The sequence below is a fragment of the Natronolimnohabitans innermongolicus JCM 12255 genome (assembly GCF_000337215.1).
GTDB lineage: Archaea > Halobacteriota > Halobacteria > Halobacteriales > Natrialbaceae > Natronolimnohabitans > Natronolimnohabitans innermongolicus.
Genome location: NZ_AOHZ01000064.1, coordinates 1 through 18369 on the forward strand (window position 1 = coordinate 1; position 18369 = coordinate 18369).

Here is an 18369-nt window from a genome sequence, read left to right on the forward strand (position 1 = left end):
GCCGTCGTTAGACGCCGCGACCCTGCAGCTTCTCTTCTTCGGGGAGGTCGACGTTCGCGTCGCCTTTCATCCCCTTGCCGAGGTTCTTCGAAATCTCCGCGAGCGCCTCGGCGTCGTCCCAGTTGTTGACGGCCTCGACGATCGCTTCGCCCATCACGGGCGGGTTCTCCGCGCCGAAGATGCCGCTGCCGACGAAGATGCCGTCGCACTCGTGGTGCATCATCAGCGCCGCGTCGGCGGGCGTCGCGATGCCGCCGGCCGCGAAGTTGACGACCGGCAGCCGACCCATCTCCGCGGTCTCGTGGACCAGTTCCGCGGGCGCTTCGATCTCGCGGGCGTAGGCCTCGCGCTCTTCGTGGCTCATGCCCTCGAGTTTCCGAATCTCGCCCTTGATCGTCCGCTGGTGGTGGACGGCCTGGTTGACGTCACCCGTTCCGGCCTCGCCTTTGGTCCGGATCATCGCCGCGCCCTCCTCGATCCGGCGCAGGGCCTCGCCGAGGTTGCGCGCGCCGCAGACGAACGGCGCCGTAAAGTCGCGCTTGTCGATGTGGTAGGCGTCGTCGGCCGGCGTCAGAACCTCGGACTCGTCGATCATGTCGACGCCGACGGCCTCTAAGATCTGGGCTTCCTTCGTGTGGCCGATGCGGGCTTTCCCCATCACCGGAATGGAGACCTCCTCGACGATTTCCTGGACGTCCGCGGGATCGGCCATCCGAGCCACGCCGCCGCGCTTGCGGATGTCGGCCGGCACGGCCTCGAGGGCCATGACGGCGACCGCACCGGCGTCCTCGGCGATGCGGGCCTGTTCGGGGTTGACGACGTCCATGATCACGCCGCCTTTCTGCATCTGGGCGAACCCGCGCTTGACGAGGTCGGTGCCCCGGCGCAGGTCCTCGAGATCGGTCGCTGCTGTGTCGGTCATACTACCGGGTTATGAGGCGCAGCACTTACGCGTGTCCGTTTGCCACGGGACCGTCACCGGACTGCCTCGACGGACTCGCCGCTCGGTCACTCGTCCCCGTCCGAAAGCGGAGTCCCCGCGGCGAGGCGCGCCCGCACTCGAGCGCCGTACAGGCGCGCGATCGGCCGGGTCCAACAGCCCAGTTGCGACCACAGCCTCGAGTCGAGTTCGACGGTCGCACCGCGGGGCGAGCCGACGGCGATTTCGCCCTCGATTTCGGCCCGCGTCCGCAGCAGGTCGCCGTCTTTCGTCGTGTAGCTCCGAAGCGTCCAGTCGCGCGCTCGAGTCCCGACTCGAGGCTCCCATCGCGGTCGCGACACCTCGAGACGAACGCGCGGCGTGCCGTCGGTCTCGCGAACCACGGTCCGGAGTGCCCGGGGTCCGTCGGTGACCGTGATCTCGGCGCGCTCTTTCGGGTAGCCCCAGATTTCGCGGCCCAGCGCGACCGACGGCTCCGTCGTGACCGGCAGCCAGTGGACGTAGCCGCCGAGTTCTCCGCCGACGACCTGCGCGAACGGGCGGGTCGTCCGACCCCCGCGGACCGCGGGGACGATGACGGCGAACTCGTCGTAGGGCTCGAGGCCGCCGGTGGCGCCGACCCGCTTCTCGTCGTCGCCGTCCGCAGCGACACCGTCGTTTCGTCCGCCCACGCGGTGGTACTGGATTCCGACGAGCGTCACGCACCCGACGCCGGGCGCGATCGCGAGCGAAGAGAGTCCGTCAGGGAGGAGCGACTCCAGTCGATTTCGTCGCGCGGGGAGCGTCACGCCGCCGAGCGCGAGCGACAACTCGAGCGGCAGGGTGACCTCGTGGCCGGTCGAGAGCGTAACGCGCCGTCGATCCGCGGGGGCAGGCTGCATACGAGTGGCGAGGACGGCGACCCAGTTAGCAGTAGGTGCCTCGAGCGCCGCCGCCGACCGCTACTGTTTTGCGCGTGACGACCGTCACGTCGGATGAAACGATGTTCGCGACGACCGAGTTGCCCGATCGCGATCCGCTCCCGCGGTGGCTCGCACCCGTTCCGAAGACCCTCGAGGATCTCGGGCTGCGGTTCGCGTGGCTCGTCGTCGCGATCAACCTCGCGGGGACCGTCTTCGGCTTCTGGTACTACTCCGGACAGTTTTCCGAAACGCCGGCGGCGATGTGGCCCTGGATTCCTGACAGCCCGATGGCGACGCTGCTGATCGCGCTCGCGATCGCGGCGTGGAAGCTCGGCCACGAACTGCCGTGGCTGACGGCGCTTGCCTTCTTCGGTAACATCATACTCGGGCTCTGGACCCCCTACACGCTGCTCGTCTTTCACGAGACCTATCTGGCCCAGACCGACTTCCTGATGTACCAGTTCCTGTTCTGGAGTCACCTCGCGATGGTCGTCCAGGCGTTCGTCCTCCACCGGATCACGGACTTTCCCGTCTGGGGCGTCGCCGTCGCGCTCGTCTGGTACACGAGCAACGTGATCGTCGACTACTTTATTCCGGTCCTCGAGGGGCCACACGGCGTCCACCACACGTCGATCCCCGTTTCCCAGACCGAGCCGATGTTTCTCGGCGCCGACGCACTGGGCGTCGTCGCAGCCGGCGAGGTAACGTTTACGCTACTTGCGGTCTTCCTCGCGCTCGCGATCCGGGTCAAGAAGTTCGAACGCGGCGCCGTCGACCCCGGCTCGTCGGAAAGCGGGTGAAGCCGACGGCGAGCGAGCACGCCGTCGATTCGGCCCGCAATTTATGTGTTATCGCAATGTCAGTAGCGACAGAGCCCGTCGCGAGCGGCTGAAGCCCCCGTATCCGGACATGACTGACTCCATGCGCACCCAGACCGACGTCGACGAAACGGCAGCCGACCCCGACTCCGATCGAGCGGCGCCCGTGATCAGCATCGACGGCCTCACGAAGCGCTACGGCGACGTCACCGCCAACGACGACGTCACCTTCGACGTCGACGCGGGCGAGATATTCGGCTACCTCGGCCCCAACGGAGCGGGGAAGACGACGACGATTCGACTGCTCCTCGGACTCATCAAACCGACCGCCGGCACGGCGGCGGTCCTCGGCGCGGACGTTCGGGATCGACGCGCCCTCACCGAAGCGAAATCGAAGGTCGGCTACCTGCCGGACTCGCTCGGGTTCGAGGAGCGACTGACCGGACGGCAGGTGCTCGAGTACTTCGCCCGAATGCGCGGCGACGAACGACGGGAGGAACTGCTGGAGCTGTTTCACCCGCCGCTCGAGAAGCCCGTCGAGACGTACTCGCACGGGAACAAGCGAATGCTCGGGATCGTCCAGGCGTTCATGCACGATCCGGACCTGGTCATCCTCGACGAACCGACGTCCGGACTGGACCCCCTCAAACAGGACCGGATGCACGCGTTCCTCGAGGACGAACGCGACGCCGGGAAGACGATCTTCTTCTCTTCGCACGTCCTCAGCGAGGTCCAGCGCGTCTGCGACCGAGTGGGCATCATCCGCGACGGCGCGCTGGTCGCCCTCGAGGATATCGACGACCTGCTCGAGCGCGGCGGAAAGGACGTTCGAGTGCACTTGGCGGAGCCGATCGACGAGGAGCGGTTTACGACGCCGGCGATGATCGACGTCGAAACCGTCGACCGAACGGCTCGGTTTACCTACACCGGCGAGCCCGCCGCGCTGCTCGAGCATCTCGTCCAGTTCGACGTCGACGACGTCGATATCGGGGATCCACAGCTCGACGACATCTTCAAACACTACTACGGGAACGACGCGTCCACGGGGGGAGGATGACGGCTATTCTGCGCGTCGAGTCCGGGCAACTCGTCCGCAGTTCGGTCGTCCTGACCGGCCTGTTGGGGCTGTTGGTCGCGTTCGTGCTCGCCGTCTTCCCCGGCTTCGCGCAAGAGGCCGAACTCATCGAGGAGGCGTTTCCGCCCGTCCTGCTCGGACTGCTCGGGATCGAGGAAATACACACGATCGAGGGGTTCGTCGGCGGTTACGTCTTCTCGCTCGTCTGGGTGCTGTTCGCCGGCATCTACTTCGCGTACGTCAGCGCCGGGATGATCGTCGACGACATCCGCACGCGCCGGATGGATCTCACGCTCTCGACGCCGGTCTCGCGCGAGTCGGTCGTCCTCCAGAAGGTCGCCGCGCTGTGGGTGCCGCTGGTCGCGCTGAACGTCGGCCTGTTCGCGGTCCTCTTCCTCGGTATCCGGGTCATCGGCGAGACGCTCGATCCCGTCGCGCTCGCGATGGCGCACCTGTTTACCGTCCCCTACCTGCTGGTCTGTGCCGGGATCGGCATCGTCCTCTCGGTCGTTCTCGAGCGCGTCGAGAGCGCCCAGGCCGCCGCGCTGGCGCTCGTGTTCGTCCTCTGGCTGGTCGACGGGCTCTCCCACATGGACCCGGATTTCGAGTGGGTCGGCGCGATCGCGCCGAGTCGGTACGTCGATCCGGGGGCGGTTCTGGTCCGCGAGGAGTACGCGTTTGCCGACGCCGGGGTCCTCCTGGCGGCGTTTCTCGCGTTGCTCGCCGTCGCGACCGTCGTCTTCGTCCGGAGGGATATCTGATGACGGCGGATACGGGCGGCGATCCCGCGACGACCGCCGCGAGCGACTCCTCGGCGACGGGCGGTGGTGGGAGCGCGACGGCCATCCTCCGCCTCGAGTCGGGAAAGCGCGTCCGCGGCTCGGTCGTCCTCGTCGTCGTCTTCGCTCTCCTCGCGGCGCTGTACTTCTCGATGTTTCCTAGCCTCTCGGAGGATATGGAGGCGCTCGAGCAGGCGTTTCCAGCCTTCTTCTTCGATCTCTTCGGAATCGAAGCGCTGCACACGATCGAGGGGTTCATCGCCGCGGAAATCTACTCGTTCTTCTGGGTGATCCTCGTCGGCGTCTACTTCGCGTACGTCGGCGCGGGGCCTGTCTCTTATACACATCTCTGAGCGCGNCGGTCTCGCGCGAGTCGGTCGTCCTCCAGAAGGTCGCCGCGCTGTGGGTGCCGCTGGTCGTCCTGAACGTCGGGGTGGCGGTCGTCGTCTACGTCGGGGCGCTCGTCATCGGGGAGTCGTTCGACCCGGTCGCTCTCTCGATGGTGCACCTGCTCTCGGTCCCCTACCTGCTGGTCTGTGCCGGGATCGGGCTCGTGCTCTCGGTGCTCGTCGACCGGCCGAGGACCGCCAGAGCCGCGGCGTTGACCCTCGTGTTCGTCCTCTGGCTGGTTGACGCGGTTTCCGGACTGGACCCGGAGTTCGAGTGGATCGGCGCGGCGACGCCGAGTCGGTACTACGACGAGACGGCGATCCTCGTCCGCGAGGAGTACGCGTTCGCGGACGCCGGCATCCTCCTGGTGGCGTTTCTCGCGCTCGTCGCGCTCTCGGTGGTGCTCTTTACGCGACGCGATATCTGACCCGTTACGACGGCAGTTCCACGAGCGGCTAACCGTCAGTTCGCGACGAAGGAAGGCCCCGGCTATATCGGGGTCGTCGGTGTGGGACACGGCCATGACTTCGAGTCGGCGGACCGTCCTCGAGCTTGCGGGCGCGACCGGACTCGCGGCGCTCTCCGCTGTCGGTGCCGCGGGCTGGGTTGCAGCCGACGCGACGGCTCAGGAAGACGACGGAGGAAACGCTACCGACGACGCAGACGAATTCCCCGATTACAGCCGGTGGCTCACCCTCGAGGACGACGCTCTCGAGTTCGTCTTCGTGGACTGGACGGCCGTCGGCGACGACGTTCAGGCGGAACTCGAGGGGGAGCAACCGGACGAGGAAGTGCCGCCGGAGTTCGACGCGGACCCGATGGTCGCGCCCGTCTCTGCGGCGTTGCTCTCGGCGTATCTCTACGTCGGGCTGACCCTCGCCCAGTACAGGCTCGGCCGGCTCCTCGAGGCCGAGGCGTTCGACTCGACCGTCGAAGATCTGCTGTTGACCGACCGGGCGTTCGTCGCGGCCGGCGATATCGATCCCGCCGAAATCGACGCCCAGATCACCGCCGACGCGGAGGCCGAGTTCCTCCGGCAGTTCGAGCGCACGGACGAGATCGGCGAGTACGACCTATACGAGCCGGTCGACGCCGAGGCGGACGCGGCGGTCGCCGTCGGGACGGACGCGATTCTGGTCGCCGAAGCGACCCCGGCCGTCGACGATCCGCCGACCGCGCTCGAGGCGGCGATCGAGGCCGCTGACGGCGAGACCGATCGGGCGGCGGACGACTCCGAAACGATCGCGTGGCTGCTCGAGCGTGCTGGCGACGGCGACGTCGTCGCCGGGCAGTACGGTGACCCGGCCGACGGGCTCGTCGACGTCGATTTCGAGTCCGACGAACTCGAGGGCGCGGACGGGATCGTCTCGTCGTTTACGGTCGCAGACGAGGAGACGGCGATCGGCGACTTCGCGGCGGTGATCGACGATCCGGACGAGGACGCCCTCGAGGCGGTCCTCGGCGCGTCGGGCGAGGATCGATCGCTCGAGGTCGACGAGGATCGCGTCGTCGCGACGGCGACCTGGCGGGAGGAGCTGGCGATCAACTGAGACGGTTTTGGAGTCAGTTCCCGCCGATCGGAGAGAAAAACGCCGCAACGAAATCGGGCTACTCGAGGACGACGACCGCCGACTCGGTCTCGATCATCTCGCCCGCGCCGGAGTAGGTGCGCTCGAGTTCGACGTCGAAGAGGTCACCCTCGAGTTCTTCGCCGGCGACGCGAAGCACGCCCGCGTCGTCGTCGATTTCGTACTCGCCGCTCTCGATCCCCGAATCGATCTCGCCGACCTTCGAGCCGAATTTCGGCCCGAGCGTCGAGTAGTCGAGGTCGATGTTCGCGACCTCGGTCGTCACTTCGGGTTCGTCCTCGAGGACCGTCAGCTCCTGGACGTGCATCACGTTCCGGATAGCGTCCTCGAAACCCTCGATCGGGCCGTAGACGGAGACCGACTCGAGGTCGGCGTTCAGCGGCAGCTGGTTCTCGCTCTTGTAGCGTCGCAGCGCCGAGATGACCTCCATGGCGGTCTCGCCGGCCTCGAGGTCGGCGTCGTACCCCTGCGGGCTGGGCCAGTCGCGAACGTGGATGCTGGTCGCCTCGAGGTCCTCGGAATCGTCGCTGTAGACCGCCTGCCAGATCTCCTCGGTGACGTGGGGGAGAAACGGCGCCCAGAGCTCGAGGAAGGTCCGGTGGGCCGTCCGCAGCGCGTACTGCGTCGACGGCTCGTCCTCGCGCGTTTTGGCGATCTCGAGGTAGTCGTCGCAGAAGGTGTTCCAGAAGAAGGTTCTGAGGCGGTCGCGGGCCTTCGCGAACTCGTACTCCTCGAGCATGTCGGTGAGCTCCGCGACGGCGTCGTCGAGTTCGGCGAGCAGCCAGCGGTCGATGGCCTCGAGTTCCTCGGGTTCGTCGGGTTCGCGGGGCGCGAGCGTGTCGACGAGCTTCGAGGCGTTCCAGAGCTTGCGCAGGAGCTTCTCGCCCGCGGTCAGGTCCTTCTCCTGGTACGGGAAGTCGTCGCCGACGGCGGCGCTCGCGGCCCAGAAACGGACGGCGTCGACGGGGTACTCCGAGAGCACCTCGTCGGGCTCGACGACGTTGCCTTTCGACTTGGACATCTTCTCGCGGTTCTCGTCTAAGACGTGGCCGTTGATCATCGTCGCGTCGAAGGGGACCTCGCCGGTGTGCTCGTAGCACTTGACGACGGTGTGGAACAGCCAGAACGAGATGATGTCGTGGCCCTGCGGGCGCAGATCGAAGGGGTAGAGCTCCGGCTTCTCCATCGTGAACTCCTCGCCATCCTCGTCCCAGTCCCAGCCCGCGTTGATCAGCGGCGTGAGCGAAGAGGTCGCCCACGTGTCGAAGACGTCCTCCTCGGCGACGAAGTCGTCGGCCCCGCACTCGGGACAGGCGTCGACCGGCGGCTCGTCGCTCAGGGGGTCCACGGGGAGGTCCGCCTTCTCGGCCGTGATCGCCTCGTCGCAGTCCGCGCAGTACCAGACCGGGAACGGGATCCCCGAGTCGCGCTGGCGGGAGATCAGCCAGTCCCACTCTAAGCCCTCGATCCAGTGCTGGTAGCGCGTGTACATCTTCTCGGGGTACCAGTCCATCTCCCGGCCGGCCTCGAGGTACTCTTCCTTGTGGTCGAGGATCTCGACGTACCACTGCTTGGAGACGCGGAACTCGACGGGCGTCTCGCAGCGTTCGTGGACCTGGACGGCGTGGGAGATCTCCCAGCGGTCGCGGAGGGAGCCCTCGTCATCTAAGTCCTCGACGATAGCCTCGCGGGCCTCCTCGGTCGAGAGGCCCTCGTAGTCGCCGGCGAGGTCGGTCATCGTCGCGGACTCGTCGATGGCGACGCGAAGCGGCAGGTCGTGGGCCTGGTACCACTCGATGTCCTTCTGGTCGCCGAAGGTACAGCACATGACCACGCCGGTTCCCTTCTCCATGTCGACGCGTTCGTCGGCGATGATCGGCACCTCGTGGCCGAAGATCGGAATCCGGGCCTCCTCGCCGACGAGGTCCTGGTTTTCCTCGTCGTCGGGGTGGACGAAGACGGAGACGCAGGCCGGAATCAGTTCGGGTCGCGTGGTGGAGATGACGAACTCGTCGCGGTCGGTGCCGTCGGTGGCCACCTCGAAGGCGATGTCGTTGAAGTGCGAGCCGCGCTCGTCGTCTTCCATCTCGACCTGCGAGATCGCCGTCTCGCAGTCGGGACACCAGATCGCGGGCGCCTTCTTCCGATATTCGCGCCCCTTCTCGTAGAGGTCGAGGAAGGAGAGCTGCGAGATGCGCTGGACGCGGGGTTCGATCGTCTTGTAGGTCTCGTTCCAGTCGATCGAGGTGCCGAGGTTCTGCATCTTGTCCGTGAACTCGGCCTCGTACTCCGCACAGACCTCGCGACAGAGTTCCTGGAACTCGCGGCGTTCGTACTCCTGGTGGCGGATGTCGAGTTCGTCCTCGGTCAACCGCTCGCTTGCGATCCCGTTGTCGTCGTAGCCGAAGGGAAAGAGGACCTCGCCGTCGGCCATCCGCTGGAATCGCGCGGCGAAGTCCTGCAGCGTCGAGCCGTAGAGGTGGCCCATGTGCAGGCTCCCCGAGACCGTCGGCGGCGGCGTGTCGATCGCGTAGACGGTGTTGGGATCGCGCTCGGGATCGCTCTCGTAGGCGTAGACGTCCTCGTCGACCCACCGGTCCTGCCAGCGGTTCTCGACCGCTTCGGGGTCGTAGCCGCCCTCGAGGGACGGTTCGCCTGTCGCGGCGTCGCTTTCGCCGTCACCCTCGCCGGTCGCTTCGGGGCTGTCAGCGCTCATGCTCTCACTGCCCGCGAGGGGCGTCGTCGGTGCGTCGTCGTGGTCGCGTCGTCGTGTTCGATCATCGGAGATACGAGTCGTTGCTCGGTGAATGCTGGTCGCCGACAATACATCCGTCGAAACGGGGATGGAGGAGCGGGGCTACGGGGCCCCTACGAAAAGCGCGTCGCGGCGGCCGCCGAACGCGTCGGTTACGACGGGACGGTTCATACGTACTCGTTGCTCCGGGAACGGTGTTAGGTGTTTCGTCGTCCGATCAGCGCTCCGGTTCGTCGTCCCGACCTTCGCCCTCGAAGTCGATAATCGCCCTCGAGTCGTTCGCGTACCGGACGTTCGCATCGAGATACGTCGCCATGCGCTCGAGAAAGCCGTCTTTGAGCTCGTCGTCGTCCACGTTGACGAGCGTGATCCGGTCGTGGACCGTCGGATCGTGATCGCCCTGCATGACGACGGTAAACAGCTCGCGGGGCATCACCGGCTCGTCGGCCTCGAGGCGGGCGACGACGTCCGACAGCGAGGAGTCGACGGTCGTCTCGACCTCGAAGGTGACGTCGACCGAGACGGTCTCGTCGCTCTCGGCCGCCGCGAGATACTCCTCGCAGCTTCTGACCGCGCGCTCGAGAACCGACTCGAAGTCCCCGCCGGATTCCTCGAGGCCCAGGTAGGCAAACGCGAGCATCGCCCGAACGCCGCCGATGAGCTCCTCGTCGGATTCCGGCGGGTCGAACACCTGCCGACGGTCCTTCTCCGGGAGCGTCTGTAAGAACAGGTCGAAGTCACAGATGCCAGCGCGAATCCGTCTTCGAATACGGGCCTCCGCGTTCCGCTTCGACTGATCGTGGCTCATCTCTCGCTCCCCGAGCAGATAGGCGCGATCCGCGGGGCTGAGGACGCCGCGTTCGCGGTCGATTTCCGTGTTCATAATCGGATTCGGATTATACGAAACCTGGTTCGATCCGAACGGCTATCAGTCTCCCGCTTCGAGAGACCGGTAATGTATTCGCACGTGGGGAGGTGTGAGCGCCAGTGAGCGACAGTCTCGCGACCCGGTATGCAGACTGGATCGTCTCACACAGTCGGCTCGTGATCGTCCTCGTCTTGTTGTTGACTGCGGTCGTCGCCGCCGGCGTGGCGATCGGCGAGAACGAAGAAGGCGAGATCGGTCAGTTCGACGTCGACTCCGAGGAGACCGAAGCGCTCGAAGCGATCGAGGGGACCTACGACACCGACGACACGATCGTCGCGCAACTCGTCGTCCGCGAGGAGGACGGCGACGTGCTCACGCGTGACTCCCTGCTCGAGGGGCTCGAACTCCAACAGGAGATCCGCGACGATCCCGACCTCAATGGGACGCTCGAGGACCCCGGCGTCGTCGGCCTCGAGAACGTCGTCGCGACGACGGCGGTCTTCGAGGACCGCGCGATGGAGGCCAACGGCGCTCCCGATACGAGCCAGCCGACCCTCGAGGAGCAGATCGAGGCGCTCGAGGAGCGCTCGGACGACGAGGTCGACGAACTGCTGGCGGACGTCCTCGATCCCGACGACGTCGAGAACGGCGACGGTGCCGGCGCCGGAACCCAACAGGACCTCTCCGGACCCGACGCGGATCCCTACGAGTTCCTGCCGGCGGACTACGAACCGGGCGAGACGGACGCCGAGTCCCGGCTCTCCCTCGTTTTCCAGGTCGACGACAGCGGCGACGACGACGACCCCGAAGCCGCCTACGCCGCACAGGTCGAGATCGCTGACCGCGTCGACGAGCGCTTTGCCGACGCGTTCGTCTTCGGCCAGGGGATCAGCGACGAAGCCTCCTCGAACGCCGTCGGCGACAGCTTCGCGATCATCACGCCCGTCGCGCTCGTGTTCGTCCTCGGCGTGCTCGCGGTGACCTACCGGGACGTCGTCGACGTGTTGATCGGGCTGTTCGGTATCGGCGTCGTGATGGCCTGGCTCGCCGGTCTTCTGGGCTGGCTCGAGATCCCCACGAGTCAACTCCTGATCGCCGTCCCCTTCCTGTTGATCGGACTGAGCATCGACTACGCACTCCACGTGGTGATGCGATATCGGGAAGCCAGACAGGGCGAACTCGAGTCCTCGCCCGCGGGAGACGTCTCCGGTGGCGGTGGCGAGGAAGCGACCGCCGTTCAAGCGGCCAACGGCGGTGCCGTCGACTCGAAAGCGGGAATGCGACTCGGCCTCGCGGGCGTCGTCCTGGCGCTCGGCGCGGCGACGGTCTCGACGAGCGTCGGCTTCCTCTCGAACGTCGTCAGCCCGCTGCCGGCGATTCAGGACTTCGCGCTCCTCAGCGCGGGCGGCATCCTCGCGACGTTCGTCGCCTTCGCGGTGCTCGTTCCGGCGCTAAAAGTCGAAGTCGACGACGTACTCGAGAACAGGTTCGGCCGGAATCGCGCGAAACGAGCCTTCGGATCGGGAACCGGGATCGGAAATCGGGTTCTCGCCGGCGTGGCCGCCATCCCACAGCGGGCACCCCTCGGCGTCGTGATCGTCGCGTTCCTGCTCGCCACCGGCGGCGCCTACGGCGCGACGACGATCGACACCGAGTTCAACCAGGCGGATTTCCTCCCCGAGGACGCCCCGGAGTGGGCCAAGTCCCTGCCGGGGCCGTTCGCCCCCGACACGTACACGATCAGCGACGACGCCGCGTACCTCGGCGAGAACTTCGGCGGACAGGGCGAGGACGGACAGACCCAGATACTGATACGCGGTGACGTCACGGATCCGGACGCACTCGTCGCGATGGACGACGCCGGCGATTCGGTCGGCGAGAACAGCACCATCGCGCTCCGACCGGGCGGCGACCCCGCAATCGAGGGGCCGCCGTCGGTGATCCGCGACGTCGCGAGCGAGAACGAGACGGTCGCGGCCGCCCTCGCGGAACGCGACACGACCGACGACGGACTGCCGGACGAGGACGTCGCCGGCTTCTACGACGTGCTGTTCGAGGTCGATTCGGACCGCGCCTCGGAGGTCGTCTACCGCGGGGACGGCGGCGAGTACGAGTCCGCACGCCTCATCGTCGACGTCCAGAGCGACGAGTCTGCACAGGCCATCGCCGACGACACGCGCGACGTCGCGAGTGCGATCGAAGACGACACCGACGCCGTCACGGCGGTTGCGGCCGGCGGCCCCGTCACGACCGCGGTGGTCCAGGACGCGCTGCTCGAGACGCTCGTTCAGGCCTTCGCGGTCACGCTGGTCGTTATCCTCGTCTTCCTGACGATCCTCTACTGGGTGCGCCACCGGGCGCCCTCGCTCGGCGCGATCACGCTCGCGCCGGTCGTCGCCGCGCTCGCGTGGCTGCTCGGCACGATGGCGGTCCTCGACATCCCGTTCAACAGCGAGACGGCGGTCATCACGAGTCTCGCGATCGGATTGGGCGTCGACTACAGCATCCACGTCGGCGAGCGCTTCGTCGCCGAGCGAGCGGAACGCGAGTCGCTTCCCGAGACGCTCGCGGCGACGATCACCGGGACCGGCGGCGCCCTCCTCGGTAGCGCGGCGACCACGGCAGCCGGGTTCGGCGTCCTCGCGCTGGCGCTCGCCCCGCCGCTCCAGCGGTTCGGGCTCGTGACCGGCCTCAGCATCGTCTTCGCGTTTATCGCGTGTCTAACCGTGCTGCCGTGTCTGCTCGTGCTTCGCGAGCGCGTCCTCGAGTGGCGATCCTAGCCCGCTCGAGGGCGACAGCTCCTACATCCTCGTCGACGCCACGGGGTGGCACAACCTGCGCAGTCGCGGCTTCCGCACTTTCAGAGAGCGATCCTCCTCGAAACCAGCGGCGTACGCCTTCGCGGTCGTCGCCTTTAGGATCGCGTTCGCGGCCCTCAACGTCGCGATTCTGGTGATCGTGTTCGGGTTCGTCTGAGACGACGAATTACCAGGGGCCGTGACTTCCTCCCGCGGCTACCGCTGTAGACGTTCGCCTGTCACCGCTATACTACTGCTTTTTGTTCAGAGTCACCACCGAACGACGCGGCAAGTACAGCAACCTCTTTTACCGGGGTCCTCTCTCGCTCGCTTCGCTCACTCGGTCGAACCCCGGCAAACCCGTTGATGCCAAACGGCCGCCGTCGCGGGGTTTCACCCCGCTCCGGCGGTGAATCGCTCACTTCGTTCGCGAATACTCGAGCACAAGCGAGAGATCGCTATGCGTGGTGCGTGACCGTTCAGTACAGGCAATGCAGCGATAATCTCACTCGAGCGACCGCTCGAGGGCCGCCGCCACAAGCTCTCGATACCGCTCGTAGTCGGCGTCGACGGCGACCCGGCCGTTTGGTGCCGCGCCGGTCACGTCGTTCGCGTCGGCGACGAGGGCGCCGCGGGCGAGTTCGGAGTCGACGCCGACCTCGAGGTGGTAGGCGTCGGTCTCGAGTACCGATTCGTCGACGAGGCTCGCGAGGACGAGCGCGTCGTGGATCGCCGCCGACTCGATCCCGTAGCGTTCGAGGCGGTCGTCCTCGTAGTAGGTGAGCCACTCGTGGATCGAGCGCTCGAGCGGGGTCGTCGACGCTGCGTCGTCTGCGGCCTCGAGACCGTCGACCAGCGCGGGCGGGACGGCCGCTCGTTGGGTGACGTCCAGCCCGACGAGCGTCGGCTCGCAGTCCCGGACGACCCGCCTGGCGGCGTGGGGATCGGTGTGGAAATTCGCCTCGGCCAGCGGCGTGACGTTGCCCGGGACGAACGCGGCGCCGCCCATGACCACCAGGTCGTCGAGCAGGTCGGGGAGGTCGGGTTCGATGGCCAGCGCCAGCGCGACGTTCGTCAGCGGACCGATCGCGGCGAGGGTGAGTTCGCCGTCGTGTTCGCGGGCCTGCTCGACGATATACTGGGCCGCGTGTCCGTCGACGGGTGCCGTCGCGGCGGTCGGTTCGGGGAGCTTGCCTTTGATCCCGCCCTCGCCGTGGACGTGCTCGGACGTCTCGAGGTCGACGAGCAGCGGTCGGTCGGCGCCCGCCGCGACGGGAACGTCGGTTCGGTCGACCGCCTCGAGGATCGCGCGGGCGTTCGCGGTCGTCGCGTCGACCGTCGTGTTCCCGTGGACGGTCGTCAGCCCGACCACGTCGAGCGCGTCGGACTCGAGGGCCAACAGCAGTGCAACCGCGTCGTCACAGCCGGGGTCCGTATCGATCACCAGCGGGCGCGTCATGACGGACGGATCGGGGCGCGCGCCATATAAAACGCCGGACGCGACCGACTGCGGGCGGTGCGATCGCGATCCGACCGAGGAGCTGCCGGTCGCGGCCGGTCGATTCGCCGAGCAGTATCCCGACGTCTGGGTGCCGTACGCCGACCTCGGCGAGGCCTGCGCCGACGCGGGGCCGATCGACGACGAGTCGAAACGGCTCGTCAAGCTCGGGACGGCCGTCGCCGCCCAGCCGTCCACTCACACGTTCGGCGGGGGCTCGAGGAAGGTCACGATCTCGAGGCGCTCGAGCAGGTCGCCATTCTCGCGATTCCGACGGTCGGCTTCCCCCAGGCGATCGCGGGACTGAGCTGGAGCACCGACGTGACCCGCGAGGAGGACGCGGCGTCGTCGTAGCGCGACCGATGTTGCGGTCCGCTACCGTGGCGCCGGCTTCGTCCGACGGGTCTAACACGCCGGCGCCCCACCGTCGACCCAGACCCGATGCCACTTCGCGCGTTCCGGATCGCCTACGACGGCGCCGGCTACCACGGCTTTCAGCGCCAGCCCGACGTCGCGACCGTCGAGGACGCTCTGTTCGACGGCCTGCGCGAGTTGGGCGTGCTCGCGGCCGACGCCGACAAACCAGCCGGCTACGCCGCGGCGGGACGGACCGACGCCGGCGTCTCCGCGCTCGCCCAGACGATCTGTCTCGAGGCGCCCGAGTGGCTCACGCCGCGGGCGTTCAACGCGGGGCTCCCCGCCGATATCCGGGCGTGGGCGGCCGTCGACGCGCCTCCTGACTTTCACGCGACCCACGATGCGAGCGAGCGCACGTACAGCTATCACCTCTACGCGCCGTCGGCTTCGAACGACCACGGCGGGGACGACGCCACAGACGCCGGCGGGCACACCGCCCTCGAGCGCGAGTGCGCCGTCGACGACGGCCGATTTCGCGCCGCCTGCGAGGCCCTCTCCGGTCCCCACGATTTCCACAACCTGACGCCCGACGACCGCAACACCGAGCGCGCGCCGACGCTCGAGGCGAGCCGGGACGGCGACTACCTCGTCGTCACGGTCACCGCCGGGGGATTCGCTCGCGAACTCGTCCGACGGCTGGTCTCGCTCGCCCGCGCCGTTGGAACGGGCACGGAGCCGCTCGCGAAGATCGATCGCGCGCTCGCACCCGAACCGCTGCCGGGTCACGAGGGAGTCGCTCCAGCGCCGCCCGAACCGCTCGTCCTGACCGACGTAACGTACCCGCCCCTCTCGTTCGACCCGGACCCCGAGGCTGCTGTGAGCGCGCGCGAAGTCTTTCGGGAGCGACGGATCGACCGGCGAACGGGCGCTCGAGTCGTCGGGCAGATCGGCGACGGGATTCGGTGAACGAGTCGTCGTCCCGGCCGACCCGCGCTCGAGCGAAACGGACCGGCGAGGGGACGGTCGCCGGCTGACGGAACGACAAACGTGAAATCCCCGGTCGTCGAAGGAGGTGATGGATGAGAGCAAAGCGGGAGTACCGGAATCGGGAGGCGACCGAGGTTGCGGTACTCGACGCGCTCGTCGATCAGGCCGAGGAGGGGATGAGCGTCTTCGAGCTCCGCGCGGCCGTCGAAGTCGATATCGACGATCTCGAGGACGCCCTGTCGACGCTGAAAGAGGACGAGCTGATCATCGTCGAATCGGGGGCGAACGAGACCGTCATCAAGCCAGACGAACGCGTCGTCCCCGAGGTGCCGACCGACGAGGACGAGGAGACCCAGACGGTCGGCGAGTGGCTTCGCGAGCGGCTTCCGTTTTGAATCGAAACCCCTGAGGGGCGCAGGCCCCTGAGAGTGTGTATGAGCGTTATCGAGTCTATTCATCGCGAACACGGGGCCACGTTCGGCGAGCGCGACGGCCGAACCGTCGTCGACCACTTCGGCCGGCCCGAACGAACCCACCGGGCCGTGCGAAACGGCGTCGGCGTCATCGAACTGGCCTACGGCGTCGTCGTCGTCGAGGGTGAGGACCGCCTCGAGTACGTCGACAACGTCGTCTCCAACCGCGTCCCCGCCGAGGACGGCCAGGGCTGTTACGCGCTGGTCCTCGATCCGCAAGGCGGGATCGAGGTCGAGCTCTACATCTACAACGCGGGCGAGCGGCTCTTGCTTTTCGTGCCGCCGTCGACGGCCGAGCCGCTGGTCGAAGACTGGTCCGAGAAGGTGTTCATCCAGGACGTCGACATCCGGCTCGCGACCGACGAGTACGCGATCTTCGGAGTCCACGGCCCGCAGGCGACCGAGAAGGTCGCGAGCGTCCTGAACGGTGCGGCCTCTCCCGACGAGCGGTTCTCGTTCATCCGCGGCTCGATGGGCGACGACGGCGTCACCGTGATCCGAACCGACGCGCTCACCGGCGAGGAGAGTTACGAGGTCGTCTGTTCGGCCGACGCCGCCGAACCCGTCTACAACGTCCTCGAGACCCAGGGACTCAACGCCGCTCCCTTCGGCTACGACACCTACGAGAGCCTCGCGCTCGAGGCCGGCTCGCCTCTGTTCGCGACCGAACTCGAGGGGACGGTGCCGAACGTGTTGGGCCTGCGAAACGCGCTGGACTTCGAGAAGGGCTGTTACGTCGGCCAGGAGGTCGTCTCCCGCGTGGAGAACCGCGGGCAGCCGAGCCGAAAGCTGGTGGGCCTGACGCTCGCGGATTCGGCGGATGTCGTTCCCGACGCCGGCGCCGCCGTCTTCGACGGTGACGCGACCGTCGGCGAGGTCACCCGCGCCGGCGAGAGTCCGCTGCTCGAGTCGGTCGTCGCGCTCGCGCTCGTCGACTACGACCTCGAGACCGCGGACCTGACGGTCCGCGTCGGCGGCGAGGAGGTACCCGCGACGGTCGCCGAACTGCCGTTCGTCGACGGCTCGGATCGGTCGGATCGACTCCCCGAGTACCAGTAGGACCGTCGATGTGGCCGCAACTGGCCAGTTACCGGGACTCTCATCGCTTCGGGCAATTTAGTTAAATAAGAGCGCAGCCAACGGCCGCTATGGCCGATCCGCTCTCGCTGTTTCTCGGCGTCCTGCTCGTACAGGTCCCGCTGGCGGTCTACGTTCACGTCGACGCGAAGCGACGCGGTCTCGAGAACGCGGAGTGGTACGACACGAGCGTGCTGGCGCCGATGATCGGACTGGCGGTCTTCGCGTACTACGTTTCCAGACGAAACTCGCTGGCCGGCCGCGAGACGAACGCCGCGGCCGCCCTCGATAGGGAGTAAGCTCCCTCGAGCGCTGCCGGAACTGGCCGGCCCCACGCTCAAGGCCGGCGTCGCCGGACGGTCCGGTATGAGCGCACGTTCCGACGAACCGATCGACGCCGCGACCGACTTCGAGGAACTGGCCGCCCGCCTGCGCACGCAGTCGGATCGAGCGCCCGGTTCCGATACCGACCGCGTGACGATCCGCTCTCTCGAGGACGTGCGTACCGACTCCCTCGTCGAGTTGCTCGAGGCGGCCGAAACCGACCACGACGCGCCGGGCGACCTCGTCTTCGTGCTCTCGCGGACGAACGTCGAACGCCTGCTCGAGCGGGAGTTCGACACCGACGACGTCGACGAACTCGAGGACCGGCTGGGACGGACGGTCCAGGTCGAAGGCGAGATGCCCGACGATACGATCCTTCTGCTGGCTCCCGACGCGATCGACGGCGAGTCGATCACGGATCCGGAGTCGATCGCCTGCGGAATTCTGGGGACCGATCACGATGGGAGCCGCTAACCGTCACCGCACATCCGGCTGCAGGAAGGCGTTGCGACCGGTGTGACTCGGTTCAGTGGCGACGATAGTCGGCAGCCACACAGCGAGGCGACGCGTTCCATCGGGCCGGTGGTGACCACGATGGCGACCGTCTCGCCGCAGTTCGGACGGTCCGGGTACTCGGACGCCGAGAACGGCCTCGAGTTCGCCCGCCGCTCGGAGTGAACCTCGAGGGCGTCTTCCGCGTGCGAGTCTTCGCCGATCGCGTCACGTGTCCGCCGTCCGC

At 67.4% G+C, this 18369-nt stretch carries 16 protein-coding genes and 2 pseudogenes; 13 read left to right on the forward strand and 5 right to left on the reverse strand.

Annotated elements, in window-relative coordinates:
* Window positions 1–7: 7 nt before the first annotated feature.
* Window positions 8–922 (reverse strand): pyridoxal 5'-phosphate synthase lyase subunit PdxS, encoded by a 915-nt coding sequence (pdxS, locus tag C493_RS13530; RefSeq protein WP_007260016.1) that lies wholly within the window; start codon window positions 920–922, stop codon window positions 8–10.
* 86 nt (window positions 923–1008) lie between these two features.
* Complete coding sequence (locus tag C493_RS13535; protein WP_007260017.1) at window positions 1009–1821, reverse strand: acetoacetate decarboxylase family protein; 813 nt, start codon at window positions 1819–1821, stop codon at window positions 1009–1011.
* A 101-nt stretch (window positions 1822–1922) separates the two neighbouring features.
* On the opposite strand from C493_RS13535, the gene C493_RS13540 reads away from it, so the two are divergent.
* The 5 genes and pseudogenes from C493_RS13540 (at window position 1923) to C493_RS13560 (ending at window position 6454) form a co-directional block, all read left to right on the forward strand.
* Window positions 1923–2642: a DUF1405 domain-containing protein gene (locus C493_RS13540; RefSeq protein ID WP_049889364.1), complete on the forward strand. Its 720-nt coding sequence runs from the start codon at window positions 1923–1925 to the stop codon at window positions 2640–2642.
* 121 nt (window positions 2643–2763) lie between these two features.
* A complete protein-coding gene (locus C493_RS13545) occupies window positions 2764–3717 on the forward strand; it encodes an ABC transporter ATP-binding protein (protein WP_007260019.1) in 954 nt (317 codons plus the stop codon).
* Window positions 3714–4496 (forward strand): ABC transporter permease subunit, encoded by a 783-nt coding sequence (locus C493_RS13550; protein ID WP_007260020.1) that lies wholly within the window; start codon window positions 3714–3716, stop codon window positions 4494–4496. The genes C493_RS13545 and C493_RS13550 overlap by 4 nt, the downstream gene beginning before the upstream one ends.
* A pseudogene (locus tag C493_RS13555) lies at window positions 4496–5331 on the forward strand (ABC transporter permease subunit). Before C493_RS13550 ends, C493_RS13555 begins: the two are co-directional and overlap by 1 nt.
* A 94-nt stretch (window positions 5332–5425) precedes the next feature.
* Window positions 5426–6454, forward strand: a complete 1029-nt coding sequence (locus tag C493_RS13560; protein ID WP_007260021.1) for a hypothetical protein — start codon at window positions 5426–5428, stop codon at window positions 6452–6454.
* Window positions 6455–6512: 58 nt separating this feature from the next.
* Here C493_RS13560 and C493_RS13565 read toward each other — a convergent pair whose 3' ends face one another.
* Window positions 6513–9317 (reverse strand): valine--tRNA ligase, encoded by a 2805-nt coding sequence (locus C493_RS13565; RefSeq protein ID WP_007260022.1) that lies wholly within the window; start codon window positions 9315–9317, stop codon window positions 6513–6515.
* A 148-nt stretch (window positions 9318–9465) separates the two neighbouring features.
* Complete coding sequence (locus C493_RS13570; RefSeq protein ID WP_007260023.1) at window positions 9466–10131, reverse strand: hypothetical protein; 666 nt, start codon at window positions 10129–10131, stop codon at window positions 9466–9468.
* A gap of 104 nt (window positions 10132–10235) precedes the next feature.
* On the opposite strand from C493_RS13570, the gene C493_RS13575 reads away from it, so the two are divergent.
* On the forward strand, window positions 10236–12896 hold the full coding sequence (locus C493_RS13575; RefSeq protein WP_007260024.1) for an efflux RND transporter permease subunit: 2661 nt from the start codon (window positions 10236–10238) through the stop codon (window positions 12894–12896).
* Between the two features lie 523 nt (window positions 12897–13419).
* Here C493_RS13575 and C493_RS13580 read toward each other — a convergent pair.
* The gene (locus C493_RS13580; RefSeq protein WP_007260025.1) at window positions 13420–14373 is read right to left on the reverse strand and encodes a nucleoside hydrolase; all 954 of its coding nucleotides are present in this window, start codon (window positions 14371–14373) and stop codon (window positions 13420–13422) included.
* An 82-nt stretch (window positions 14374–14455) separates the two neighbouring features.
* Here C493_RS13580 and C493_RS13585 point away from each other — a divergent pair.
* From C493_RS13585 to C493_RS23095, 7 genes and pseudogenes are all read left to right on the forward strand, one after another.
* Window positions 14456–14766 (forward strand): annotated as a pseudogene (locus tag C493_RS13585) (carboxymuconolactone decarboxylase family protein).
* Window positions 14767–14853: 87 nt separating this feature from the next.
* Window positions 14854–15735 (forward strand): tRNA pseudouridine(38-40) synthase TruA, encoded by an 882-nt coding sequence (gene truA / locus C493_RS13590; RefSeq protein WP_007260026.1) that lies wholly within the window; start codon window positions 14854–14856, stop codon window positions 15733–15735.
* A gap of 113 nt (window positions 15736–15848) precedes the next feature.
* Window positions 15849–16151 carry a DUF6432 family protein gene (locus tag C493_RS13595; protein WP_007260027.1) on the forward strand — a complete coding sequence of 101 codons (303 nt, stop codon included), beginning with the start codon at window positions 15849–15851 and terminating at the stop codon, window positions 16149–16151.
* Between the two features lie 39 nt (window positions 16152–16190).
* On the forward strand, window positions 16191–17288 hold the full coding sequence (ygfZ, locus tag C493_RS13600) for a CAF17-like 4Fe-4S cluster assembly/insertion protein YgfZ (protein ID WP_007260028.1): 1098 nt from the start codon (window positions 16191–16193) through the stop codon (window positions 17286–17288).
* A gap of 89 nt (window positions 17289–17377) precedes the next feature.
* Window positions 17378–17605 (forward strand): hypothetical protein, encoded by a 228-nt coding sequence (locus tag C493_RS13605; RefSeq protein WP_007260029.1) that lies wholly within the window; start codon window positions 17378–17380, stop codon window positions 17603–17605.
* Window positions 17606–17672: 67 nt separating this feature from the next.
* A complete protein-coding gene (locus C493_RS13610) occupies window positions 17673–18104 on the forward strand; it encodes a hypothetical protein (RefSeq protein WP_007260030.1) in 432 nt (143 codons plus the stop codon).
* Between the two features lie 42 nt (window positions 18105–18146).
* Window positions 18147–18308 carry a hypothetical protein gene (locus C493_RS23095; protein WP_161606901.1) on the forward strand — a complete coding sequence of 54 codons (162 nt, stop codon included), beginning with the start codon at window positions 18147–18149 and terminating at the stop codon, window positions 18306–18308.
* Window positions 18309–18369 lie beyond the last annotated feature (61 nt).

What these genes read in the sequence shown, in the direction of transcription:
- pdxS (WP_007260016.1), bottom strand. Translation starts at nt 922, where the DNA reads ATGACCGACACAGCAGCGACCGATCTCGAGGACCTGCGCCGGGGCACC.
- C493_RS13535 (WP_007260017.1), bottom strand. Translation starts at nt 1,821, where the DNA reads ATGCAGCCTGCCCCCGCGGATCGACGGCGCGTTACGCTCTCGACCGGC.
- C493_RS13540 (WP_049889364.1), top strand. Translation starts at nt 1,923, where the DNA reads ATGTTCGCGACGACCGAGTTGCCCGATCGCGATCCGCTCCCGCGGTGG.
- C493_RS13545 (WP_007260019.1), top strand. Translation starts at nt 2,764, where the DNA reads ATGCGCACCCAGACCGACGTCGACGAAACGGCAGCCGACCCCGACTCC.
- C493_RS13550 (WP_007260020.1), top strand. Translation starts at nt 3,714, where the DNA reads ATGACGGCTATTCTGCGCGTCGAGTCCGGGCAACTCGTCCGCAGTTCG.
- C493_RS13560 (WP_007260021.1), top strand. Translation starts at nt 5,426, where the DNA reads ATGACTTCGAGTCGGCGGACCGTCCTCGAGCTTGCGGGCGCGACCGGA.
- C493_RS13570 (WP_007260023.1), bottom strand. Translation starts at nt 10,131, where the DNA reads ATGAACACGGAAATCGACCGCGAACGCGGCGTCCTCAGCCCCGCGGAT.
- C493_RS13580 (WP_007260025.1), bottom strand. Translation starts at nt 14,373, where the DNA reads ATGACGCGCCCGCTGGTGATCGATACGGACCCCGGCTGTGACGACGCG.
- truA (WP_007260026.1), top strand. Translation starts at nt 14,854, where the DNA reads ATGCCACTTCGCGCGTTCCGGATCGCCTACGACGGCGCCGGCTACCAC.
- C493_RS13595 (WP_007260027.1), top strand. Translation starts at nt 15,849, where the DNA reads ATGAGAGCAAAGCGGGAGTACCGGAATCGGGAGGCGACCGAGGTTGCG.
- ygfZ (WP_007260028.1), top strand. Translation starts at nt 16,191, where the DNA reads ATGAGCGTTATCGAGTCTATTCATCGCGAACACGGGGCCACGTTCGGC.
- C493_RS13605 (WP_007260029.1), top strand. Translation starts at nt 17,378, where the DNA reads ATGGCCGATCCGCTCTCGCTGTTTCTCGGCGTCCTGCTCGTACAGGTC.
- C493_RS13610 (WP_007260030.1), top strand. Translation starts at nt 17,673, where the DNA reads ATGAGCGCACGTTCCGACGAACCGATCGACGCCGCGACCGACTTCGAG.